Consider the following 23,547-nt stretch of genomic DNA (forward strand, 5'->3'; position numbering starts at 1 on the left):
TCCATTTCAAAAACTAACACCCGGCCACACTGCCAAATCTATAATACCACACCATGAGCACTCAAACAGCCACGAACCAACTCGAATCCCTGAAGCAATACACCAAGGTGGTTGCGGATACCGGCGACTTCGAGTCCATGAAGGAATACCAGCCGCAGGACGCGACGACCAACCCGACGCTGATTTACACTGCGGTCGAAATGCCCGAGTATGCGGCGATTTTTGACAAAGCCATCGCCGACAACAAAGGCTCCAGCCTCACTGGCGACGCCCTCAGCCGCCAGGTGATGATTGACCTGCTGGTCGCCTTCGGCAGCGAAATTTTAAAAATCGTTCCCGGTCGCGTTTCCACCGAGGTGGACGCCCGTTTGTCCTTCGATGTCGACGGTAGCGTCGCTCTGGCCAAGGACATTATCAATCTCTACGAAAAGAACGGCATTTCCCGTGAGCGCATCCTGATTAAGCTCGCTACGACCTGGGAAGGCATCAAGGCCGCAGAAATTCTGAAGAAAGACGGCATTAATTGCAACATGACGCTGCTCTTCTCCATGGCTCAAGCCATTGGCGCGGCGGAAGTCGGCGCGCAGTTGATCTCGCCGTTTGTTGGCCGCATCCTTGATTGGTATAAAGCCTCCACGGGTAAGGACTACGTAGGTGCGGAAGACCCGGGTGTGCAATCCGTCCAGCAAATCTACACCTACTATAAGAAGTTTGGCTACACGACCGAGGTCATGGGCGCGAGCTTCCGCAACACCGGTGAGATCATCGAGTTGGCAGGCTGCGATCTGCTCACCATCAGCCCGAAGCTCCTGGGTGAGCTCGCCGCGACCGAAGGTACGCTCGATAAGAAGCTCGACGCCGAGGCCTCCAAGGAAGCCGACATTGAAAAGATCTCAATGGACGAAAACACCTTCCGCTGGATGCTGAACGAAGACCAGATGGCGACGGAAAAGCTCTCCGATGGCATTCGTCGCTTCGGGGCCGACATCGTAAAGCTCGAGAAGAAGATCGTCGAAGCGCTTTAATGCTAGGTCGCCCACAGTGGCGCTCTGGATGAAGTTTTCCAACCCGGGTCGATGCGGCCCGGGTTTTTCTTTATGTCGCCCTGTCTGGCACTGGCGGAAAATCGGCGTCGGTGTCGGGCGTATCCATCTGCGAAAGGTCAATTGCCACCAATCATGACTAGGGGGTATCCGGTAGGGTAGGCTCTCGACTTGAGATCGCAATTTGGTAAGATCACACTGTTCTTACGGCAACCCAACTACTACGGCTATGGCAAATCTTACTACGAATCGTTCAATCGCGGCAGTGTGTCTGTCGCTGGTCTTTGGCGGCGCGAGTGCGCACGCTATTCTGTTTTTCGATGATTTCAACGCGGGTGCCAACCCATTGTGGGAGAATAATCAAGGCTCCTGGGCTGCCAGTGGCGGTGTTTACAGCGCGGCGAGCCCGTCGTCTTTTCCGAATGCGTTGTCCGCGCTTCCGTTTGAGCTGACGGACTTCGAAGTGGAGTTCGATATTGAAAATGTGCAAGACGGCGGCATCTGGTTGCGCAGTGCGGATGTGCCCAGTACGGCGGTTGGCCGGAGCGGCGTGTTGCTGGTGGCGGGCCCGAGCGGTGGGGACCTTTATTGGCATATTGTGACCGACGGCACGGGCTATGGCTCCATTCTGAATACTGCCAATGGCGTTTTCACGCCAGGTGTGAGTGATCCCCACTTGCGGGTGACCGTTGTGGGCGACACGTATTCGGTATTCGTGGATGGCTCCCCGACAGCTGCGACAACGCTAACGACGACACAATTCTCATCCGGCCAAGTTGCGCTCTATGATTTTTCCGCCCAAACCTTTGATAATTTCGCACTCGTGCCGGAGCCCAGTGCATTGGGTTTGGTGGTTCTGGCGGGAGGTGCCGCTTGTTGGCTGCGGCGTCGGCGCTAGAGTTTAGTAAGGGTTTCCGCTTTGCGCTAAAATTTTCCCGCGTGCTCGATCAGGGCGACAAAAGCCGCAAAGAAGGCGAGGCACGCAAGGCCAGTGATTCCGATGCTGTCGCAGAAGCGGCGAGGAGTTTGGGACTGTTGATCGATGTTGGGCTGTTGTTTGGTGTTCATGCGCTATGAGTTGCGCGCAGCATGCCAATTTGAGTTAATGCTGTATAAGTTGTTGTGTATCAGTGTTATGCTGATTGTTTTGTGGAAAAGGATGTTGCGTGGCTTTCCGGCGATTGACATCAGATGTTTACGTGCCTACATAATTTGCACAATGGGCACCCGATTATTTTCCCCTGAAGAGCGGCCGCTGGCACAGAGCCTGGCGCGGCTGGTATGGATGAATCCGTTTGAAGACGTACGCAAAGTACTTGAGCGTGAAATCCTGGATGGGCAAGGGGGGCGCGGCGAAGAGAAGTCCGATCTGGCGGCTATTCTTGCCCTTTTGGAGCGGACCATTAACTCCGGCCGCAGTAATTGGGATTTGAGCCGGGCTCCGAATGACCGGGATGCCTACCTTTATCAGGAGTTGGTCTTCTTCCATATCTTCCACCAGTTTCGTCGTGATTTCGACAAAGTGATCGAGGCGGCTCATGTGCGGGGAAGCGCCGCGCAGCGTATTCCGTTTTACGACCGCTTTTGCCAGGAGGTGCGCCACTGGTTGCCGCAGGGCTTTGTCGGGGCCTACGCGATGATCGATGAAACGCGGCTCTTCGGGGTGTTTTTTCAGGTGCGCCGGGCGTTCCAGCACATTTTTCAATACATCGTAGGGACCAGTCCGGCGGCCACGAAATTACGGGCGCGCATCTGGCAGTCGATTTTTACGCACGATATGGACCGCTACCAGCGAGTGTTGGCCGACCGCATGGGGGACATCATTACGCTGATCACCGGTCCTTCGGGGACGGGTAAAGAGCTGGTTGCCCGGGCAATTGGGCTGAGCCGGTTCATTCCGTTTAACCCAAACACGCGCGAGTTCGAGGAGGACTTCATTAAAGCATTTTACCCGATCAATTTGTCGGCCTTGTCCTCGAATTTGATCGAAAGCGAACTGTTTGGGCACCGTAAAGGGGCGTTTACCGGCGCGCTGAACGACCGCAAGGGCTACCTTTCGGTTTGCGGTCAGCATGGCACCGTTTTTCTCGATGAGATTGGCGAGACCGAGCCGGCTATTCAGGTGAAGCTCCTTCGTTTGTTGCAGACCCGCTCGTTTTCACCCATTGGGGATACCGAGCAGCATGCTTTTCAGGGAAAAATTATGGCTGCCACCAACCGGGACCTCCTAGCCGAAATTGAGGCCGGGCGCTTTCGGGAGGACTTCTATTTCCGGCTCAACGCCGACCATGTGCGCACGCCATCTTTGCGGGAGATTTTACGCGAATCACCCGGGGAGCTGGAGAACCTGGTGTCGCACATTGCGCGGAAATTGGTAGGCGCGGATGAGGCACCGGTGTTGACGGATGAGGTCATGGCAGTGGTGGAGCGTGACTTGGACGCCGATTACCCCTGGCCAGGAAATTTCCGTGAGCTGGAGCAATGTGTGCGCAATATTCTCGTGCACGGTGAGTATGCGCCGCAGCCCTTGGGCAAGCCCGATGCCAACAGCCCGGCCAGCGAACTGGCGCTGGAAATCCAAATGGGCAACCTGACCGCCAATGATCTGCTTTCGCGCTACGTGAGCCTACTCTATGAAAAAACGCCCAACTACGAAGAGCTTGGGCGTCGTTTGGAATTAGACCGCCGGACCGTTAAAAAATACCTCAGCGGCAGTTAGCCATTACGGGCTAATTGGCGGCGGTGGCGCGGGTGAGGGGACTGGCGGTGCCAGAATCTGGGTTGGCGGCGGTGCCAGGTCCAACGAGCCGGAGCCGGGGTTGAACATGCTGAAGGCCTCGACGCGCTCGACGGGTGGGTCGTCGGTGTCTGCAATAATGTCACCCATCAGGCTGACCTCATAGACGCGCATGGTGGAACCGCTGCCGGGCTCTGGAGTAAACCGGATGATCAGGAAACGGCCCGTCAAGTTTGAGAAATCAATGCGGAAGCGCTCGTCTGAGCCATTGACCGTTTGTTTAACGGTGGGTGAGATCGAAGAGAAAAAGGTGCCTGGCAGTGAGACCGTGGAGAAGATGGCGTCACCGGCGAATCCGATGAGGGAGCCGAGCGCGTCGCCGGCGCTGTTCTGGGCAAGCAGCAGGGGTTCCCATTGGCCGTTGTTAAAGATCATGGCCATGTCGTCCTCGCCCTTGTCGGGCTTGCCTTTCATGGCTTCGGTTTTGGCGCGGTTTTGTTTTTCCTGCTCGTCAATTACTTGTTGCACATCGTCTGGGAGCGTATTGACGACGTAGAAGTCGAATTCGCCAGGGCCGGATTCAAATAGCATGGATACGCTGTTGACCTCGCGCTGGTCGCTGAGGTCGACAATGACGATATTTTCCTCATCGCCTTCATCAAAGTCGTAGAATGTTTCCACGTCATCATCGATCATGGAGATCGCGTTGTTGGCTTGGCCGGAGCTCACGTAGGTGACGCGGGAGTCGGAGTGGGCGCTGGCGTAATTGTATTTCACTGGCTTGGAGTCAGATGCCCGGGCAGTGTTGGCGGCCAGGTTTTCGTCGCGCTCATTCTTATTCATCCGGATTTCCGCGACGGAGAGATCGCCGAACGCGCCCATGTTGCCAATGAGTCCTGCCTGGGTGATATTCAGGTGGACCATGATGTAGCGGGCGTTGAAGGGCTGGAACTTTGGGCTCACCACCTGGTTTTTAGTGAATTCGTCAGGCGCGGCGACCTTCGTCCACGTATTGGCGTCTGGTGCATCCAGAGAGCGCGAGTAGTAAAGCTGGACGGAGCCTTTGGCGGTGAAGTTCTTAAAATTGAAACGGGTGACGTTGAAGAAATCCGTCAAATCGATCACGAACCGATATTCGCCGGGCTTGACCTCAAAGGCACCGGTCGGGTCATCGAGCATGAGCACGCCCATGGTTTCGGTGCTATCGGCTTCCTGCCAGGTGATGGGATTCAGGAAGTCCTCGGATGCGTCATAAAGCGTTGCCCCCATGTGCCAACGGGCTAAATTCTTCTGCTTGTCGAGCAAGTCTTCCTGGCTGATCTCAGGCACTTGGAGCAGGCTAATGGGTGTTTCTTGAGCTGCTGCACTCTTGGCTGGGGCCGATTGGACAGGCGGACTGCCTGCTTGGGCATGCGCGCCTAGGGCACTCACAGCATATGCCATGAGGCCGATGAACATTTTCGCTTTCGGAAGAAATTTCATTGAATTGCGTGTTAATGCTACGATCTTATTACTAAATTAACAGCAAATTAAGCCGTTGGAAGCTTGGACACTGCTATTTTATCGGTCAAAACGCTATTTTTTTAAAGAAATCTTGAATTAAATGCGATTGCATTCATAGACAGGACTCAATCTTTTCTCTTTATATATCTAGGGGTAATAATGCTTCTTAACTGCAAAGTCCACTTTAAACGACGCTGGGGCCTATTGGCCGTGTGTATTGGCTGCCTTATGTCCAATGCGCAGGCGCAGAACGAAAATTTCAAAATTGGCGGGTTCCTATTCGATCTGGCGGCGACTTTTGATATTACATACAACGACAATATCAATTACGCGGAGTATAACCCCATCTGGGACGTTATTCTCCAGCCGGGTATCTTTTTGAACGGCCGGTATCAAGTATCGGAGTTGAATACGCTCAGCGTCACGGTGGGCGCAGGCTACCAGAAGTATATTCGTAATCCGGAGCTGGATTCCATCAATAACTTCCTCACGCTCACGCCGAATACCGAGCTTGCTTTCACGGTCTTTGTGGATGACGTGACGTTTGAAATTTACGATCGCCTGTCTTACACGGTGGATGCCGCGGACGCCTTTGCGCTCAACGGCAATTCGGTGTCGAACAACCCGCTCGATTATGGCCGCTTCTATAACGTAGCGGGCGTGGATGCGGACTGGGAACTCAATGATGTCATTCTTTTTGCCGGGTTTAGCCGTGCTGACGTCATCCCCACATCATCTATTTTTGACTACACACAGCGCCATGAGTATCAGCTTACCGGTGGCCCCCGTTTCATCGTGGAGGACAATCTCACGGTCGGCGTGACAGCTACCGGATCGCGCAACGTTTACGAAGAGGGGGTCAATAATAACAGCTGGAGCTGGTCGATTGGTCCCATGGCGATTTGGCAGGCGACGGAAAGCCTCAGCTTCGCGGCGAACGCAGCTTACCAGCAGTTCTACTTCGATACCGGAGGAACGATCAACGACTCCAGCCAGCCACAGGGTATTATCGGCTCGGCAACCGTGAGCCACCGTATTTCCAGCGTTTACGAGCATTCGTTGACCGTCGGTCACAGCTTTAATTACGGTTACTTATCGAACATCGACTCCGTTTTTTCGGTGGTTTATGCCTTTAATTGGCGAATGAACAGCCGTTTAAATCCTCGTGGACAAATATTTTACGAACTTGGTGCCGACTCTGGCGGTTCGGGCCTCAACGCCGCCGGCATGCCGGTATCCACTGCAGAAGATTATGGTCGCTATGGCATTGGGGTTGGTCTTGACTACACTTTGTCCAGCAAGTTGACGGCGAGCCTCGATTATGCTTTTTCGCACAAAGATTCCAATTTGTTTAACCGGTCGTATACATCCAATATTGTTACGCTGGGTCTGCGGTATGACTTTTAGGCTGTTCGCATTGGTGGCGCTGGCCATGATGGGAACCGCTTTCGGGCAAGTGGATACAACTCCGGTCAATCCCGTGCCCGGAGCCGGTAGCCAAGCTAGCGTTGGGCAGTCAGCGGTGGATGATGCCGATGACGAACTCTCGCCGAATTATCGGGCCCCGGCACCTCCCATTGACCAAGACGATTCCAACGTGGCCATGAGCGAGTTGGATGACTCGAAGGCCATCAAGGTAGGTGATCGCCTGGAGTACACCGTGCTTGAAGACCGCGAGCCACCCGAGGTCTTGTTGGTTGATGAGGATGGCAATGTGGATGTGCCTCTGCTGGGAGATGTCTCTGCCGTGGGTCAAACAGCCCGTCAGTTTGCCCGCAAGGTTAGCGATGCGCTTAAGCAGGACTTCTATTACCAGGCCACCGTTCTGGTCTCCGAGCATGAGGGGAATGCCCGCCGTGGTATGGTCATTGTCATGGGCGAGGTGAACAAGGAAGGGATGGTGGAAATTCCATCCGGCGATATTTTGCGCGTGAGTGACGCCATCATGCGGGCAGGCGGGTTTACCGTTTACGCTGATTCCTCGCGCGTATCGTTAATTCGGCCTAACCCTAAAAATCCCGAGGCGTCGGAGCGATTCGATGTCAACGTTGCCCAGATTCTGGAAACCGGGCGGCTTGATCAGGATATCATTGTGCGCGCTAACGACCGTATTTTTGTAGCGCGCCGCGGGGATACCAGCGGCCAATACACTATTAGCGGCGCGGTGAACCGGCCCGGGGTTTATCCGATCTCGATTGGGCAGAAGATTCGGCTCAGTGAGGCGATCCTCACGGCGGGCGGTTTTACTCAGTTTGGTGACGGTTCGGATGTAAAGCTGATCCGTTTTGATGAAGAGGGTAATCGCGACGAGCAGGAGATTGATGTGGAGGAAATCCTGGAAAAAGGGCGTATGGACACTGATGTGTTGCTGAAACCAAGTGACCGCATCATTGTCGGCGAGAAGTGGATTAAATTCTAAGACACGATGGCGATATCCGGATTCAACAGCCAGGACAGCGATTTCGAGTGGTCGGAGGCGCTTCGGTCATTTTACTTCCGCGCGCGGATGTCGCTTTCGCGGCTCTGGTGGGTCGTGGTTATTTGCGTGGCTATTGGCGTAAGCGTTAAGTGGTATCAGCAGTCGCAGCGCCGCCCGGAGTATCGCTCGTATGCATTGATGGTGATCGACGGGCAGGTGAGCATTCCAGAAGGGGCCCGATACCAGGAGGTATTTCTCAATTTCTTCGGCACACAGATCAAGCTGATGAACAGCCAGCAGGTTCGCCAAATGGCCGAACAACGAGTCGCCGCGCTTTACCCGGAGCTGAAGAAGGTGCCGGTCTATGTCAGTATTCAGCAATCGGCTGATGCGAGTGCCTTTGACCTATCGGCGGTAGGCTCTGAGCCGAAATATACGCAGCAATACCTGGATGCCCTGATGCATGAGTTTCTCGCCTACAAGGAAGAGCGCCGCAATCAGACCACGGAAAAAGTCTTCCTGACCGTCATGGAGAAGGTGCTCGAAAAGCAGGAGGAGATTGAGGCGCTGGAGGAGGAAAAACTGAATTTCCAACGGACCAATAACATCGTATTCATTACGGAGCAGGGCAGCAATGCCGGCACCTATCTGGCCGAGCTGAATAACCGTCGCGCCGAGCTGCGCACGGAAATCCGTATCCTCAATAATATGGGGCGCAATGATGGCCAGGAGTTGGATGCGCTCACGGAGTCCAAGCTGAGTTCATTGGATATTGGCTACGAAAAGGCCAAGCGCCAAGTGGAGCAACTGAAGGCGGAGCGCGACGAGTTCTCCATCTACATGAAGCCGGCGCACCCCAAGATTCGCCGCCTGAACCAGGAGATCGAACGTCAGGCCAACTTGCTGAATATTTACCGCCGCCAAACTTTGGGACAACTCGACGACCGTCGCAAGCAACTGGAAGCCGAGCTTACGAACTTGGATGAGATCATTGCAGAGTGGGAAGTGAAGGCCTTGAAATACAGCACCTTGCTGGCGGAGTTTGACCGATTGAATTCGCGCCTCGATAGTGCCAAGACCGTGCATGCCCGGTTACTGTCCTCGATTGAGTCCATCGATATCACGCAGAACACGCACCAGGAAACCATCTCGGTTTTGCAACATGCCAGCCAGGCTCAAGAGGTGCCGATGGATACGAATAAGCAGATCGTTTTGGGCGGCGTGATGGGGCTGCTCGTTGGCTGCGGTATCCTGGCGTTGCTCTCGATGCTTGATACACGCGTGGTTTCCGCGGAAGATATTGGGGCTCGCTTTAGCCCGCCGGTACTTGGTGTGATCCCGCTACAGGTTAGCAAAAAGGGCTCACGCCTGCAGCTTTTGCAGCCGGGCGATGACCGCGTGATGTTCGCGGAATCCTGCCGCAATATTCGCTCGTCGCTGTTGTTTATGGACCTCGATGGGCAGCGTCCACAGGTGATTCTGTTGACCAGCGCGGTTCCCGCCGAGGGCAAGTCCACCCTGGCCAGTAACCTGAGCATTACGCTGGCTTTCGCGCATTCCAAGACCTTGCTGGTCGATGCGGACCTGCGCCGTGGCCGCGTGCACACGGAGTTCGATATCGATAGCAAGCCGGGCTTGGCGGAGCTGATCGAAGATCCGACCATGAATATGGAGGACGTGACGATCCATACGGACACCGAAAATTTGGACGTGATTCCCTGTGGTGATTATCCTGAGCGTCCGGGCGAGCTCCTGCTTAGCCAACGTTTCCAGCAGCTGCTGCAGGAAATGCGCGATAAATACGACTATGTCATTTTCGACTGCCCGCCGGTGCTTGCCACAGATGATACGCCGACCTTCGCCACCAAGGCAGACGCGGTTTTGTTCATGGTGCGCTCGAATTCGACCCGTTCCGGCCAGATCAAATCATCGCTCGACATCCTGGAATTGCGTGGAGTCGCGGTCGATGGCTTTGTGCTGAACTTTGTCGATACACGCCAGCCGAGCCATTACTACTACTACAATCGTTACAACGATTATTACAATTACCGGGCCAAGGGCAAAGATCCCAAAGCAAAGGCGAAGCTGAACGCCTCGTAGTGCGGATTCCGGGCTCCTGGATTGCCTTACGGCAATAACTTTGTGTTGCCATGCCTGCGGGCAGATAAATACCTTGCCCTCTTTATGGGATCGAAACCCAAACGTAGGAAATACGCTGCCATCCACACCAGTAAGGGGTCGCTTCCGGATAAGCCGGTGGGGTCGGATCTTGCGGCAGCGCAGCCTGCACCGGCGACTCCGCTGAAGCACTTTCTGACCGTTATTGGCCTGTTTGCCTTGGTGCTGCTAAGTGGTGGCCGCTACCTATGGGTGGAGGGAAGCTTCGTGGCGCTGATTGGGCTATTGCTGGTGGCTTGTCCGCCCTTGGTCAGCCTGGACAAGAAGATGGATTGGATTGTCCTGGGTATCGTCGCGGTGGCCTGCTTTTCCTTCGTCCCGTCCGGTATTTTGACTTTCTTGCCGGATCTCTTTTTCGGCCGCGCTTCGTGGTGGAAGGAAATCAACCAGTCAGGGGCGGAGTTGCCGGTAACGATGTCCACCCAGCCGCTAAAGTCGCTGGAGGCGTTACTGTTGCTCATTGCCGTGCTGAGTTATGTTTATCTGCTGGCCAATGCGCGTTTTCAAATCCAGGACCGCACGCGACTGTTGCTGACCTTTGTCATCATGGGCGGCGTTCTGGCCGGCGTGGTGGTTTACGGCGACAGCACTGGGCTGCAATATTTTAACACTGATCGTGCGGCGAGCTTTAGCTTCTTTGATAATCGTAACCAGACCTCGATTCTGATGGTGATGATCGGCGTGATCTCGCTTGGGCTGGCCTACTATTGCTTTGCCCAAAATAAGATCGTGGGGCTGATTTGCGGGTTGGCTTTCCTGAGCGCGACGCTGGCGATATCGGTCAGCCTCTCACGTGCGGGCATGCTGCTGTTCGTTCTGGGCTGCGGGGTGTGGGTCATCCTTCGGTTTACCGTGTTCGGCGGGCAGGGTGCGGTGAAGTTTGTCGTCCCGCTGGTGGCTTTTAGCTTCAGCATGATGTTGATCACCGGTCAGCAGACGCTGTCGCGTTTTAATACCTGGTTGGGTGAAGAAAACAGCATGTTCGAAGACTTTCGCTGGGGCATTTACCGAGATAGCTTGGCGATGGTGGCGAATCAACCGGCAACGGGTGTCGGCTTGGGTAATTTCGCCGCCGTTTTCCCTCATTACCGAAATGAATCGCTGTCTCCCGAGCCGATCATTCACCCTGAAAGTGACTGGATGTGGTTGGCCTCAGAGATGGGGGTGCTCGGATTCTCGCTCTTTGCGATGTTGATCGTCTTCATGTATTGGATGTTGCTGGAGTTCGGGGAAGACCGCTTGGCCTCAGTGCGAACGGCTGCGGTAGTGGCCGCTTCGGTATTTTTGGTCCACACATTTTTTGATGTCTCCGGGCACCAGTTGGGCGTCGTGCTGATCGCGATCTGGCTGTTCCGAATGGGGTTCCCTTATCTGCTCAAAAGCCCGAGCTGCCTGATCCCTGTATGGGTATGGCGTGGAGTGGGTGTGGTGCTGGTCTTGTCGGGGTCGGTTTGGATTACGGCAGATTTGACCGGGCTCATGTTGCATTCCTCCGTGGTTAAGCGGGAGTTGCCTGACCGGGTTACCGCCGCGATGGAGGCCGGGAGCAGCGCCGAGATCGGTGAGGACATTGAGACGGGGCTGACCTTCCTGCCGATGGACTGGGAGCTCTACCTCCAGCGTGGACAATACAACCTCTACCTGCAAAACGACACGGCCGCTGCGCGCAAGGACTTCCAGATCGCGCGAACTATCGAGCCAAACCTCGTGGCACCCTCGTTTTATGAAGGGCAGGTGTGGCTGCCACGCAGCACCCATTACGCTTATGAGGCTTGGAAAGACGCGCTAACCCGGCAGTCGCAGAATCCTGGTGAGCTGCACCATCGCATCATCCTGGCCTCGCGCCAGAACCCGCGTTTTTCGCGTGATCTTGACCGGCTTAGCCAGCTAGATCCGATGTTCCGGACGAATTACCTGCTCAGCCTCATGCCAGACGAATTCTTGCTGACGCTGAGCGCGGAGCTAAAGCGTGACCCTAAGTTGTCATTTTATACTCCCGCCCAGCGCGCTTCGATCATGAACATGTGGCTGGAGCGTGGTGACGCCGGGCAGCTGATCCGCTTTTTGGAAGCCAACCCCGATGCCGCGCCTAACTCTTGGTATTATCGGGCCAGCGCTTTGGGCCGCATGGGGAATTATCCAGCCGCAATTGAGCTGGCCAAGCAATTTGCCCCGGTGCCTCAGATCCCGGCCATGGAGTCGCTGACCGTGCGTGACGTAGGTGAGCAGCGGGCGATATTCGCCTCGCGCCCCAATGATGTCGTGCGCGGCGGCATTCTTCTGCAAACGCAGTTGAATCAAAATGACACCGATGGCGCGCGATGGACCATTGAACAGCTCCTGAAGATGGAGAAGCCGCCGCCCTATGCCTACTACTACCAGGGTGAGCTAAGCCGCCTGAACAAGGATTACAAGGAAGCCTGGGCTGGCTGGAAGCGATACCTGGAAGAGGTCATCGAGCGCAAAATCAAGCTGAAGTCCTCAGAGGCTTCCATGTTTGAAGGAATCGATGATACCGACGAAAACCCGCTCTTGCGAGAACTCGCGGACCCATTTCAGCGCAAATAGGCTGTTTTCGAGTAGGGAAGGGACGCTGATGAAGCGCTGCTGACTCATTTCAAGCGCTCAGGGCTGTCTTATCGCGGATGAATGCAATCTGATGCCATGCGCATTGTTACAAGGGGAAAAGGAATCGACGGCTTAAAGACTGGGCGGATGTCCTGCCGCCCAACGGCGTCCTCGGGTAGCTTTCCGGGCAAATAAAAAACCCGACTCTCATCGAGAGCCGGGTTCTGCGTAGTGGTATGGTAAAAAGTGCTTACTTACGGCGGCGGTAAACGGCCAAACCGAGAACCATCAGGCCTGCGATTGCGGCGTAGGTTTGCGGTTCGGGAACGGCGGTGAAGGTGCCGAAAGGAACGGCAGCGCCTTGCTGGGAAGCGTCGAGATCATTGAGCGCGCTAGCCCCTGCGTAGGTAAAGTCATTGACGTCGAATGCGCCCGTGTCGGTGTTGTTGCTGATGCGGTATGCGTAAGAATCGACGAAATCCCATGCAGTGCCTGTTCCATCCACACCTAATTCGCCGTAGCTGCTCAATACTGTGGATAGGCCATCAACAAGCTGATATGTGTCGTCTCCATTGCTGTTTACAGCGCTAAATTCTGCGGTATTCGCAAAATCACCTGAAGTGCCGAACAGTGACTGGAATTCGGGAGTGTCGCCAGTTCCTAGCAGGTAGAAAAATCCACCAGCTGGGATGGTGCCGGAGAGTGCCGAAGAAGTGGTAATGGTTGTAGAACTGTTTGCATAGAACTCCAAAGTAAGAGCCGACAGGTCAAAGGAACTCGCGCCGGTGTTGTAAAGCTCAATAGCTTTGGGTTCGCCGCCGGTGAGATCGCCGTCCATTACGCCAGTAATGATGATGGCCGCGTTAGCGTTAAGCGCCAGCAGTGCGCCAGCGGAGAGAATGAGTGCAGTCTTTTTCATGATTGAGTCGTGGTTTTGAGGAATTCTTAGAATAGAGCCTATAGTAACCACGTCCTGTTCCAAAATCACCGCGCTGGGGCGACAAAATGGTTACAAACTCAATTTTTTAGCGAGATGGACTGCATTCTCGAAGCTTTTGGCGCTGGCCAGGCCTTTTCCCGCGATAGAATAGGCGGTTCCGTGGTCGGGACTGGTGCGAATGAAGGGCAGGCCTAAAGTAATATTCACGGCCTGATCAAAATCGACCGTCTTTAGGGGAGCTAGGCCCTGATCATGATACATGGCGATGACCACATCGAAATCTCCCTTTAATTGCCGCCAGAACACGGTGTCGCCAGGCAGGGTGGGGGACAAACCGGGATACTGATCGCGGAGTTGATCCAGTATCGGGTCGATCACCCCCTGTTCTTCGAAGCCAAGCAGGCCACCTTCGCCAGCGTGAGGGTTCAGGCCGCATACTGCGATCTTTGGTTCACGCGCACCCATTCGCTCTGCCAAAAAGGCGGCATTTTTCACTGCGCGTTCGAGGGTTTCTTCATTCAGGTGACTGGAGACTTCGGATAGGGGGATGTGCCACGTTGTGAGCACGACAGTGAGCTTTCCTCCGGCAAATGCCATGGACGGTTGGCCGTGCCATCGATCGGCAAAAAACTCTGTTTGCCCGGGGTAGGACCAGCCGGCTTTCTCCATCCAATGCTTGCTGACTGGAGCGGTGACGACTCCGCGGTAGCGCAACTGGCGGCACCCATATGCTGCCTCTTCCAGCGCGTTCAGGGCAATGCGAGCCCCCTCAGTATTTGGCTCGCCGGGGCTGGCAGTGTAGCCGCTATCGTCAACGGACAGCTTGTGCTCGCAAGGGAGGCTTTCAAGCCAAGAGGCTGGTCCGATGACGCAAACGTCGTTTGCTGATCCTGGATTCGATTTCAACCAGCTCTGGATTATTTCCGGGCCGACGCCAGCTGGGTCACCGCATGTAATTGCAAGAGGAAGCATTGGAACGAAACCATAAAAAAAAGCCTGCGATTTTCAATCGCAGGCTAGTGAAAAAAGATACTTGAGAGTGCTTAGCTCTCTTGCTTGGCGCTCTTCTTGCGGCGACGAACGTAGAGGAACGAGCCGAGAAGAATGGCTGATGCGCCAGCTAGGTAAACCGAAGGCTCTGGAATCGGAACCACGTCACCGTAGAAGGTAATGTTGTCGCCAGTGGTGAACTGAGCACCAACGGGTGAGCCGCCGCTTGAACCGACGAGGAAGAGTGAGTAGGATTCGGACTCACCGCCGGTGAATGCGATATCGTTCCAGCCAGAAATGTCAAAAGTGAGGCTGAAGGGGCCGTTGGCGGGTGCGCCAGTGGTCAAGAAAATCGACTGGTTCGCGGAGTTGCGGATTACGATGCCCTGCAAGTTGGTACCGGTGCCAGCAACGGTGAGGCTGTCGGGCAGAATTTTGTAGCCATTTGGTGCATCGGGCAGATCCGGAGCCGTATCGTTAATAAAGCTGAACTGTGCAATACCAGTGAAGACAGCAAAACCGGGCGAAGTCGGAGTCGTGCCAACCGAGGTGGCACCGTAACCGGGTGCGGCGCTTGGAGACATACCAGCGCTGAATGGGCTAGTAATTTCTTGGAAAATGGTAATACCACCGGTGCCAGTGAAGAAGCCCGTGTCCGGATTCGATGTAACAATGACATGATCCGCCGGTGCATTTGGCAGGTAGCCGGTAGTTTCGTTGATGTTCGACGCATCGAACGTGAATTCAATCAGCTTGGCAGCGTCTAGGGACGCTAGCGAAAGTGACGCGAACGCGGTTGCAGTCAGTAGTGTACGTGTATTGTAGCGCATGATGGGTTTAATTTAGGAAATCAGTTGATATTGTAAAGATATTTTTAACCAAATTTTCGAATGGCTTATTTTGCTAAAGCCTTGGTTCTAAGTTGGTTTTCCTCTGGAAGCAGGTGGCCTGGATCAATGGCGGAAAGTAGTAACTTTCCGCTCTCAATGTCCCCTAAGTTGATTAGTATAAGCCCTTTAAGTAAATTTACGTCGGCCTGATTCTTCAACCACTGAGGTATGGTGTCCAGTTTTTGCAATGCCTTGGTGGGGTTTCCATCCAGATACAAAAGATAGGCAACGGTCGCATTCAGTTCGGTACTCCCCAGAATTTGCTGAATATGCGTGAGCTGCTTTAGGTCTTCTTCCTCATTTTTTCCTAACAAGGCGCGAAAGTAGAAGAAATTGTTTTGATAGACAGGATTGGCCGGAAAAACTTGCCGCAGCTCAGTTGATACTTGGAGGGCTTCCTCGGTTCGATTTTGGCTGAGGATGACTGTCAAGTATTCGCGCTTGAGGTTGGCCTCAGCATATTGGCTTGGCGCAAAACGAATTGCGGCTTGGTAGGCTTGATCAGCGTCATCCCACCATTTGTTGATGCCCGCGAGGCGCGCCAGTGCTGTCAGGGAGTCGATTTCTTCCTCTTTCTCGGCAGTTTGGAACGTCTCTTTCCAGACAGCGGGGGAAAGCTGCTCGCTGTCCTCCAAATTGAAAATGAGCTCAAGCGTTTGCTTCTGGATTTCATTGGCGGCGGAATAATCCAACGCAATTAGGCGTTTTAATTCGGCAAGGTTCTGATCCTGCAAAGCGGCTTGATATTGCAGAACCCATCTTTCGCGGGACTTGGGTAGGTCGGCTCGATTGAGCAGTTCCATGGCGTCTTTGGCGGCACCAATGCTAATTAGCCACTCGGCAACTGCAAGCGGTTGTTCTTGACCAAATTGAGTCGTCGTTTCGCTGATGATGGTCTGTTTTGCGCCTTCATCGGCGATGATGCGTTGCGTGGCTGCCATCATGTGAGCCTCGGTTGTGGCCATAGGATGCGCAGTCAATTGAGCGGCCAACCAGGTTCTTTCATCCGGGAACAACTGAATCTCGGGGCGCCGGCCCATGGTGAGCAACGCTTCCAAGCCGAAGCCGTCCTTGGCGTTGCTTGCCTCTTTGAGTGCTGATTTGGCTTCGATCCAATTAGTGATTCGAGGTTGGCTCAGGAGCAGCTCGGCCCGGGCCAGTTGTGCTTCAGCGCTGTTCGGCTGAATGTTGATCAGGTAGGTCAATTCCTCCATCGCTTCCTCGAGCTTGCCCTGTTGTGCGAGCAGGCGGACTTTTAGCATCATTATTTCGCTGTCTCCGTTGTAAGATTCTTTCATCGCGCTGAGGGTGTTGGCTGCTTTTTCCAACTCCTGAGTTACGATGCAGAGATTAATATAAGCGATGGCGCTCTCGCGATAGACATCGGAGTTCGGATTTTGCAAGAGCGTCTCCAGTGCTTGCATCGCTTCTTCGGGATCGGTGGCCTGGATTGCTTTGGCATAGAGGAGTTTGTTCCGCGCCGCGGTTGGCTGCAGTACTCCCAGTCTTTTGATGTGGGACAGCGCCTGGTCTTCCTCTTGATTATCGATGGAGCTGCTTGCCTCGCTGCTTTCATACTGTACCCAGCGATTCCAGACGATCACTGCGCAGAGTGAGGCCACGACAACGATGATGATGATGCCGAGCAGTTTTGGAGACGTCTCTTTTTTTACTTTTACTTTTGGCATGCCGTTAGTGATCGCTTCGAAACGTTACTTTTTTGGGGCCTAAACTCAGCCTCGCGCAGGCGGCAAAGCATACAAAAAATATGGCGATTCCCGCTGATGGACCAAAAGGGAAATCAAAAGAAGCAAAAGTGAGAAATAGGCCGACACTGAGTGCTATCCAATAAGATTCTGAGTTTTTTCTCTGATGCTTAATGGTGAGGAAAATAATCCCGCTTGGTATTGAAATGAGCAGTGCAAAACCGATGGCTCCGAACTCGACCAGATACTGCATCCAATCGTTGTGGGCATACTCGTTGCGGACCTTGATTTTTCCCAGTTCATGGCGGTATTCCGGTCCTGCGTAAGAGTAGAATACATGGGCGTAGGAACCTAAACCCCAGCCCCAGATTGGCCTGTCCTTGAACATGTGCCAGCAGTCGCGCGGTGATGCGTAGAACCGCTGGTCGATTTCGCCGGATTCAATTTGAGCTTTAGATTTTTCGATGCCCTTGTTGACGAAATCCCAGCTCAAGTTGGCACCTATACCGCCGAGTATCGTTGCGGTAACCAGTAGCGAGATGCCCAGCGTGTTGCGTGAGCGGCGGGACAGGTGGGTGAAGATTGAGCTTCGGTTTTTATAGGCAAAGGCTAGATGGATTCCCGCGATGGTGATGAAGAGGGCGGCAAAGAGGAGGCCGGACCTTGAGCCGGATAGTGGAATACTGATCCAAATCATCACGGAAATGGCGACCCAGACGATATCCCAACGTTGCTTGATGCGGTCGAAATTTTCCTCAAGAGTGTATTGCTTGATCTTGGCTTCGGCGACCGTTAACGCTGCCCCCAGGCAGAGAAGCGCGTAGGCGACCCAGTGGTTATAATAGCGGAAACTGGCGTAGAATAGCGGGTTTACGGGATCGAATACGCCGAGAACCTTGGGGTTGTTGGACAATTTGAACCAACCGCCGATCACCGCCAGAAGCACGCCGTTGATTGCCACAATGCTTAGGAGGGTGATGATCGATTTGCGGTCTCGAATCACGGTAAACACGGAAGCCCCCGTGATCATGCAGCCAATGAAAATGGCAATGTACTCCTGCGTGCGCATGGGGTTGTAGCAAATAGGCAGAAAGGGGATGGTTTCGTTGGGTTGCCAGAGGATGTATTCTGATTCCGGAGAAATTTCCGGATTATACATTGGATTGAGCCAACTAATCAGCATCAGGAAAATGAGTGCTATCCATGGGCTTAGTTTGATCAACCAGCCCTTGAAGCCTTCCCATTCGGCGTCACTCCAAAATTTGATCAGTGGAATCAAACCAGCTAATCCAATGAGGGCGATTATGTAGCCGCAGCCAGGGTAGCGCCCGCCCAGGGCCCAACTTGAAAATACGATCAATATCGAGGCTTGTCCTATCGCTATTTGAGTGGCGATTTGGGGCATCGAACCAGATTCATGCTCCTTGTAGCGCATATCCCGACATAAAAAAGCTGGAGTGCGTGAAGCACTCCAGCTCTAAAGTTATATTAACGCCGAACTTAGAACGGTGAGTTCGTCGGGTTCGTAATGTTATTGGTCGAATCGAAGTTGGTTGGATCGTTGCCCGTGCGAAGCGGAGTAAGGACCAGATTTTCTCCGGGGGCACCTGGTGAAACCAACGTCGTGTTGTTTTCGGCTTCCGTGAGCATCTCGTTCAGCTCGGTAAGAAGCTGGGCATCGGTGACGCTTTGACCGGAGTCCGGTGCTTCTTCGGTGCTGGAGATTTCGAGTTCACCAGTGCTGCCATCAGCGAAGGTCACGGTGATAGTCTTGGTCTCACCTGCGTTGACCACATAGGTGGTGCCGTCGACAGTGAGCTCTACAACACCTTCACCCACGGAGAGGGAGGTGATTGCCGAGGTAAGGCTGCCTTGGGAAGCTTGAACTGCCTGAGACTTGGTGATCGTGCTGAATACCCAAGTTGTTCCGCGGATGCCAGCACTACCGGTCGGGGAGTTGATGACATACTTGGACTCGGGCTGGAGCTTACGAACGCTACCAATGATCTTACCGTAGTGCACTTCCAGCTCGGTGGAAGAGGGAGAAGGATCTTCGCCCAGCAGAGCGTAGTTTGCGACGGCCATGTCGAAAGGCTGCTGCGTAAATTCAGCAATCTTCACATAGGACTCAGGGGCGACGTTGACGGAGGCACCATTCGAGAAGAGCAGGAGTGTGGATGAATCGGCCTGTGTTTCGATAGCGTAGCCTTCGCTGATGAGGTCGCCGCGCTTCAGCGGTTGTGTCTCGTTGGTCTCAATGTTGATCAAAGAGACATCGCCCTTAACCAGATAGACTTGGATAACTGGTTTGTCCACTGTGGCAGCAGACAGTAGGCATGCTGTAGCAAGCCAGATGGTGAAATAGATGATGCTTTTCATTGTAAACAGTGGTTAGTGTTAGAGCAGAGTCGTAGGGATTTTTAGAAACTTACGGTCAGGTCAGCAAAGATTTGCCAGCGATCATATTGGAATGTGCTGACGTCGGAATCGTTCCACTGATAGCTTGTGTTCAAGCTAGCTTGCGCCCACTGGTTGATGTCGTAGTATAGGCCAGCATTCAGGACGTAGGCGTTGTCAAGTCGGTTAGTAGCACCGGTGAAGAAGGTGTGAACGTAGTTGAATCCAGCTTGTGCGGAGAATTGATCAGTCAGGAAGTGGGTGGCGTTGACGCCAGCGCTGATCGTTTCCAAGCCTTGGTTGGCAGGTGATTGGCCAACGTCGACGTTAACCATGGCCCCGAGGTTTGTCTTTTCGTTAACGGCCCAGTCTACGGTCGCATTCACATAAGGGTAAACGAAATTGCTCTGGGAGTTCGGCTTAAGCCATTCGCGGTAAGAAATACCGGTCTGGACGTTACCCGTAAGCTTTGGAGCCAGGACACCGAATGCACCGACGAACAAGGTGTGGTCGAGGGATTCATTGGTTGGGCCGCTGCTGCTGCTGGGCACATATTGGTAGCGAATGCGGTAACCGGCGTCAAAAGTGAGCTTTTCTGAGTAGCTGTACTGTCCGTCCAGCGCCAAGCTGGTGGAGAAGACGTCTGCGAATCCGTTGGTGCGGTAGTCTTGGTATTGGACGGCTGGTGAAACACCAATGGCCCAGAGGTCGTTCAGGCTATAATTGAAGTCCGCGCTGAAATCATAATTGAAAACATCCGTGATTTGACCAACCAAGCTGTTGGCACTGGTGTTACGGGTGAAGGCAAACATTAAGTTGTAGGTGAGCGGCGCTCCCTGGATCCCGTTGGGACCAGCTACACTGGCGTAGAAATACGGGTTGATGGAGTTGTTGCCTTCAACGAAAGTTGGGGTCGGCACACCAAATGCGTTGGGTCCGATGACGGTTTGGTCATTGCCGAAACGATCATATCGGATAATGTTGAAGCCACCACCGAGGGAGATCACGTTTAGGCCCTGATTGCGCACAAATTGCACAGCGGGAGTAATCGTTAGGATATTGTCCCCGTTTTCGTTGCTGTTGGCATTAATATTGGAGTCGTATCCATATTTCGTGCCGAGAGAAACCCCAATCTCTCCACCGAGAACTGGGTAAAGTGCGTTAGCTGAAGACGCTAAAGCAAGGCATGCTGTAGCAGTAAGCAGAGTGTTTTTAGTGCGCATAGCTTGAAAGATGCAGTTAGTTGCAGTTTGGAATGTTGATATCATTATGCATAACAGTCGCAAGGCTAATTTTAACTAATTTCTTATGAACGAGGTATCTACGACTGTTACCATTACTGAATTTGTTGAGCCAAAACTACGCCAAATCTTGTAGGTTGAGCATTTATCGGCATTTATTGTCAATTTAATCACGTTCTCCCAAATTGGGATGCTGATTTGACCTGCTGGCTGATCTCCGATTGGAGTCACCCGGATGACTGCGGTGCTTGTGTTGGCCATGCCGGACCAGAGGCAGCGTTCGCTTTGAGAATTGGTAACGGCAAAGTTCAGTGCTTTGCCATCGGCTAGTAGCTTTCGGAAAGCTTCAAACTCGCTCCAGACAGCAACGACGTCCTCAATTTCGGCACGGTGTTCGTCGGGTGTCAGCGCAGGCGAATTGAAAACGAGCATGCTGTCGATGTCGCGCAGCCAGAGGTGCCGGAGGGCTTCGCGGTAAGCTTCGCGGCTCATTGTGGGGAGATTGTTATTTGGGGAATCCCTAACAACGCGGGCCACCCAAGGGATGGAGCCAAGGTAGGGCGCTGATTGGGCTCGGTTGAGCGAATCGACGCTCGTGTACCTTAGGAGCAACTGAGTGTAGAATGCATCGATATCTCTTTGTGGAAGGGTGAGGGGAAGCTCCGCTAGCTCGAAGGAGAGTGTATTTCCGTAGGCGTAGGGATTGGAGTGAGTGAAGAAGCTTGGTCCGGTGGCAGGGGTGGGTTGGTTGAGGGCATTGATGATTGGCGTTTGCGGATAGGAGATATTGGCCACCCAGTTGAGGACGCTGATGGACGGAAAGACTTCCCGGGCTGGCAGCGCAAGGTAGCTGCTGGCGATGTTATGGGCCATCTGCCGTCTGAAGTCGCCCCACGCCTCGGGGGTTGCGGCGCGCTGTCCGCCAACTTCCAGGCTTGGCGTATATGGCGCTGAAAAAGGATAGCCTTCGTAGTCTAGCCAAAGTGACTGAATGACCAAACCATTGTCTTGATAGCGGATGAGGGTGTCCCTGATATGTTGAGCCACTTGCCGCCATTTGCTGAGGTTAAAGGAATCCTTGGGCGTTTCGGGAAACGGCGTCCTTTGTCCGTTTTCGTCGGGGAGATTGAATCGCTTTAAGCCCTGCATGATCTGGAGCGGGGCACCGGCGTCGGCCAGGCTTTGGGCTGTCGCCAGATGGTCGCCTTCCAAGGGCAGGTGTTGATTGAAGCCTAGTGACCGAATGATTTGAATATCCTCAGGGGACAACGGATCGTAGCCAAAACCGGACCAGAGTAGCATTGGCCCGGCTGGGGGTGGATCGAGGGGGCGGTAGTTTTGAGATAACTGGCGGAAAAGTCGCAACGCCTCGCTGGAGTCCCAACTGGTTGTATTGCCCTGCAGGTTCGCGGACAAAATGGTCAGCCAGCAGGCGAGACCGGGAAGGAATCGAAGCAAGTTCATTGGGCGCTTAAACCAAACATGAAGGGAATCGGGCGAGATATGAGTTTCTCTGGCGCTGGTGTGAGCTGGTAGGAGTCTTTGGTTTTCAAGACCATGCTGGTGCTGGAGCCGCCATCCATGCTGAAAGCTCGGTCGACGCCTAGTGAAATCAAGAATTCCGCTATTTCGGGCAGCGATGCGCCGGATTCGCGAATGGGGGAGGGGCGGTTGGCACCGCACACGACCAGGTAGAGGTAGCGGTTGTCTTTGGATAGACCAATGGCAGTCCGGCTTTTGCGGTTGGTGTAAGGCCTGATCGCTTTGTAAGGCGCACTATCCTGAACGAGCCAATTATAAGCGCTGAATGCCCAAACGGCGTCCTGCGGATTTGGTTCATTGGTTAGACTGATGATGCCATCGCTGCTCATCCAGAGGATTGGGTAGTCGGGCGCTGCGCGCTCGTCGCCTATTTGATTCCCATCGGTGAGTTTGGCGAAACCACGGAGGGTAACATCTGTCCCCGGCAGAAACGTTTTCCACGTTTCCGTTTCTTCGGGTGTCTTGTCGGGGAGAGTGTAGGATGTGGCGTTTATCCCGACGAGAAAATTGCCAACCCGAGCCATGTTCAGGGGTGATTCCAGCCGGGCGTTGGCTGACTCCGGTGCATTTTTGCCCGGCGGGTTTACGAGTAGTAAAAACCGCTCAGACGCTTCACTGATCTCGATCCGCGCGGTGGTGAAGTCACCCAAACCGCTTGGTGACGGCTCCTGCCAGATGTAAACGGTACTGTCGTCTGAAGCCTTTGGCCGCGCGTCTCGCAAGATCGCTGCCGGACTTTGGTTTTGGGCCAGGTAGAGCCCGGCTGCGGTCAGGCATAGAAATGCGCCGCCGATGGCCAGCTTGGTTTTGGTTCTCAAGGCTGGTGTGGAGTTAGCGAACGCCTATCACCTTGGCCGGATTACCGGCGACAATTACTCCGGCCTCGACGTCGCGAACGACGATCGCCCGAGCGCCCACTACGGCATTGTTGGCGATACTGACGCCTGGGCCAATAAAGCTGCCCGCGCATAGCCAAACACCGCTGCCCACCTTGATTGGAGGTGTCCTCAAGGGGAGATTTGGCTGGCGGAAATCGTGTGTGCCCGCGCAAAGCTGAACCCCTTGCGAGATCAGTGTGTGCTCCCCAATTGTGATAGGGCCAAGGTTGTAAATTTTAACATCCCACGAGACAATGGAGTGATCGCCGATGGTGAGGTTCCAGGGGAATATGACCTCCGCCTGCGGATAGATAATGACGTTCTTTCCGATTTTGGCACCCATTCTGGTGAGCAGCCAATTGCGAAAGGAATAAAGCTTTCGCGGGCTGAAGCGGAACAGCGGTTTGAGCGCACCCCAAATGACCCGCTTGACCATGACGTGGCGCGGGTAGTTGATGTTGTTTCGGTGCGCGACTAGATCCTGTTGGATGGCGTTTGGATCTGACATTTCAGCC

At 54.0% G+C, this 23,547-nt stretch carries 19 protein-coding genes; 7 read left to right on the forward strand and 12 right to left on the reverse strand.

Annotation, left to right across the window (positions count from 1 at the left end):
• The first annotated feature begins 53 nt into the window (after positions 1–53).
• A complete protein-coding gene (gene tal, locus O3S85_RS13450) occupies positions 54–1,025 on the forward strand; it encodes a transaldolase (protein WP_269540947.1) in 972 nt (323 codons plus the stop codon).
• A gap of 247 nt (positions 1,026–1,272) precedes the next feature.
• On the forward strand, positions 1,273–1,941 hold the full coding sequence (locus O3S85_RS13455; protein ID WP_269540948.1) for a PEP-CTERM sorting domain-containing protein: 669 nt from the start codon (positions 1,273–1,275) through the stop codon (positions 1,939–1,941).
• A gap of 26 nt (positions 1,942–1,967) precedes the next feature.
• On the opposite strand, the gene O3S85_RS13460 is transcribed toward O3S85_RS13455, so the two are convergent.
• Positions 1,968–2,111, reverse strand: coding sequence for a hypothetical protein (locus O3S85_RS13460; protein WP_269540949.1), 144 nt, complete (start codon positions 2,109–2,111; stop codon positions 1,968–1,970).
• Positions 2,112–2,262: 151 nt separating this feature from the next.
• Here O3S85_RS13460 and O3S85_RS13465 point away from each other — a divergent pair, with 151 nt between their 5' ends.
• On the forward strand, positions 2,263–3,762 hold the full coding sequence (locus tag O3S85_RS13465) for a sigma-54-dependent transcriptional regulator (protein ID WP_269540950.1): 1,500 nt from the start codon (positions 2,263–2,265) through the stop codon (positions 3,760–3,762).
• Between the two features lie 3 nt (positions 3,763–3,765).
• Here the strand turns inward: O3S85_RS13465 and O3S85_RS13470 are convergent, their stop codons facing one another.
• Positions 3,766–5,109 (reverse strand): hypothetical protein, encoded by a 1,344-nt coding sequence (locus tag O3S85_RS13470; protein ID WP_269540951.1) that lies wholly within the window; start codon positions 5,107–5,109, stop codon positions 3,766–3,768.
• A gap of 402 nt (positions 5,110–5,511) precedes the next feature.
• Between O3S85_RS13470 and O3S85_RS13475 the strand changes: the two genes are divergently transcribed.
• From O3S85_RS13475 to O3S85_RS13490, 4 genes are all read left to right on the forward strand, one after another.
• On the forward strand, positions 5,512–6,690 hold the full coding sequence (locus O3S85_RS13475) for a porin family protein (RefSeq protein WP_269540952.1): 1,179 nt from the start codon (positions 5,512–5,514) through the stop codon (positions 6,688–6,690).
• A gap of 25 nt (positions 6,691–6,715) precedes the next feature.
• A complete protein-coding gene (locus tag O3S85_RS13480; protein ID WP_269540953.1) occupies positions 6,716–7,702 on the forward strand; it encodes an SLBB domain-containing protein in 987 nt (328 codons plus the stop codon).
• 6 nt (positions 7,703–7,708) lie between these two features.
• The gene (locus O3S85_RS13485) at positions 7,709–9,802 is read left to right on the forward strand and encodes a polysaccharide biosynthesis tyrosine autokinase (RefSeq protein ID WP_269540954.1); all 2,094 of its coding nucleotides are present in this window, start codon (positions 7,709–7,711) and stop codon (positions 9,800–9,802) included.
• An 84-nt stretch (positions 9,803–9,886) separates the two neighbouring features.
• Positions 9,887–12,448 carry an O-antigen ligase family protein gene (locus O3S85_RS13490; RefSeq protein ID WP_269540955.1) on the forward strand — a complete coding sequence of 854 codons (2,562 nt, stop codon included), beginning with the start codon at positions 9,887–9,889 and terminating at the stop codon, positions 12,446–12,448.
• A 250-nt stretch (positions 12,449–12,698) separates the two neighbouring features.
• Here the strand turns inward: O3S85_RS13490 and O3S85_RS13495 are convergent, their stop codons facing one another.
• From O3S85_RS13495 to O3S85_RS13540, 10 genes are all read right to left on the reverse strand, one after another.
• The gene (locus tag O3S85_RS13495; protein ID WP_269540956.1) at positions 12,699–13,367 is read right to left on the reverse strand and encodes a lamin tail domain-containing protein; all 669 of its coding nucleotides are present in this window, start codon (positions 13,365–13,367) and stop codon (positions 12,699–12,701) included.
• Positions 13,368–13,457: 90 nt separating this feature from the next.
• On the reverse strand, positions 13,458–14,360 hold the full coding sequence (pdxA, locus tag O3S85_RS13500; RefSeq protein ID WP_269540957.1) for a 4-hydroxythreonine-4-phosphate dehydrogenase PdxA: 903 nt from the start codon (positions 14,358–14,360) through the stop codon (positions 13,458–13,460).
• Between the two features lie 71 nt (positions 14,361–14,431).
• Positions 14,432–15,208, reverse strand: coding sequence for a hypothetical protein (locus O3S85_RS13505; RefSeq protein ID WP_269540958.1), 777 nt, complete (start codon positions 15,206–15,208; stop codon positions 14,432–14,434).
• Between the two features lie 65 nt (positions 15,209–15,273).
• Positions 15,274–16,956, reverse strand: coding sequence for a tetratricopeptide repeat protein (locus O3S85_RS13510; protein WP_269540959.1), 1,683 nt, complete (start codon positions 16,954–16,956; stop codon positions 15,274–15,276).
• A 4-nt stretch (positions 16,957–16,960) separates the two neighbouring features.
• Positions 16,961–18,409: an O-antigen ligase family protein gene (locus O3S85_RS13515; protein WP_269540960.1), complete on the reverse strand. Its 1,449-nt coding sequence runs from the start codon at positions 18,407–18,409 to the stop codon at positions 16,961–16,963.
• Between the two features lie 65 nt (positions 18,410–18,474).
• Positions 18,475–19,353, reverse strand: a complete 879-nt coding sequence (locus tag O3S85_RS13520; protein WP_269540961.1) for a FecR family protein — start codon at positions 19,351–19,353, stop codon at positions 18,475–18,477.
• Positions 19,354–19,394: 41 nt separating this feature from the next.
• Positions 19,395–20,408, reverse strand: coding sequence for an outer membrane beta-barrel protein (locus tag O3S85_RS13525; RefSeq protein ID WP_269540962.1), 1,014 nt, complete (start codon positions 20,406–20,408; stop codon positions 19,395–19,397).
• A gap of 261 nt (positions 20,409–20,669) precedes the next feature.
• A complete protein-coding gene (locus O3S85_RS13530; RefSeq protein ID WP_269540964.1) occupies positions 20,670–22,076 on the reverse strand; it encodes a hypothetical protein in 1,407 nt (468 codons plus the stop codon).
• Positions 22,073–22,972, reverse strand: coding sequence for a phosphodiester glycosidase family protein (locus O3S85_RS13535; RefSeq protein WP_269540965.1), 900 nt, complete (start codon positions 22,970–22,972; stop codon positions 22,073–22,075). Before O3S85_RS13535 ends, O3S85_RS13530 begins: the two co-directional genes overlap by 4 nt.
• 13 nt (positions 22,973–22,985) lie before the next feature.
• Positions 22,986–23,540: an LbetaH domain-containing protein gene (locus O3S85_RS13540; RefSeq protein WP_269540967.1), complete on the reverse strand. Its 555-nt coding sequence runs from the start codon at positions 23,538–23,540 to the stop codon at positions 22,986–22,988.
• Positions 23,541–23,547: the final 7 nt, after the last annotated feature.

This window comes from Cerasicoccus sp. TK19100 (assembly GCF_027257155.1).
Classification (GTDB): Bacteria; Verrucomicrobiota; Verrucomicrobiia; order Opitutales; family Cerasicoccaceae; genus Cerasicoccus; species Cerasicoccus fimbriatus.

Coding starts and splice junctions, on each gene's coding strand:
- tal (WP_269540947.1), top strand. CDS start 54: ATGAGCACTCAAACAGCCACGAACCAACTCGAATCCCTGAAGCAATAC.
- O3S85_RS13455 (WP_269540948.1), top strand. CDS start 1,273: ATGGCAAATCTTACTACGAATCGTTCAATCGCGGCAGTGTGTCTGTCG.
- O3S85_RS13460 (WP_269540949.1), bottom strand. CDS start 2,111: ATGAACACCAAACAACAGCCCAACATCGATCAACAGTCCCAAACTCCT.
- O3S85_RS13465 (WP_269540950.1), top strand. CDS start 2,263: ATGGGCACCCGATTATTTTCCCCTGAAGAGCGGCCGCTGGCACAGAGC.
- O3S85_RS13475 (WP_269540952.1), top strand. CDS start 5,512: ATGTCCAATGCGCAGGCGCAGAACGAAAATTTCAAAATTGGCGGGTTC.
- O3S85_RS13480 (WP_269540953.1), top strand. CDS start 6,716: ATGATGGGAACCGCTTTCGGGCAAGTGGATACAACTCCGGTCAATCCC.
- O3S85_RS13485 (WP_269540954.1), top strand. CDS start 7,709: ATGGCGATATCCGGATTCAACAGCCAGGACAGCGATTTCGAGTGGTCG.
- O3S85_RS13490 (WP_269540955.1), top strand. CDS start 9,887: ATGGGATCGAAACCCAAACGTAGGAAATACGCTGCCATCCACACCAGT.
- O3S85_RS13495 (WP_269540956.1), bottom strand. CDS start 13,367: ATGAAAAAGACTGCACTCATTCTCTCCGCTGGCGCACTGCTGGCGCTT.
- pdxA (WP_269540957.1), bottom strand. CDS start 14,360: ATGCTTCCTCTTGCAATTACATGCGGTGACCCAGCTGGCGTCGGCCCG.
- O3S85_RS13505 (WP_269540958.1), bottom strand. CDS start 15,208: ATGCGCTACAATACACGTACACTACTGACTGCAACCGCGTTCGCGTCA.
- O3S85_RS13510 (WP_269540959.1), bottom strand. CDS start 16,956: ATGCCAAAAGTAAAAGTAAAAAAAGAGACGTCTCCAAAACTGCTCGGC.
- O3S85_RS13515 (WP_269540960.1), bottom strand. CDS start 18,409: ATGCGCTACAAGGAGCATGAATCTGGTTCGATGCCCCAAATCGCCACT.
- O3S85_RS13520 (WP_269540961.1), bottom strand. CDS start 19,353: ATGAAAAGCATCATCTATTTCACCATCTGGCTTGCTACAGCATGCCTA.
- O3S85_RS13530 (WP_269540964.1), bottom strand. CDS start 22,076: ATGAACTTGCTTCGATTCCTTCCCGGTCTCGCCTGCTGGCTGACCATT.
- O3S85_RS13540 (WP_269540967.1), bottom strand. CDS start 23,540: ATGTCAGATCCAAACGCCATCCAACAGGATCTAGTCGCGCACCGAAAC.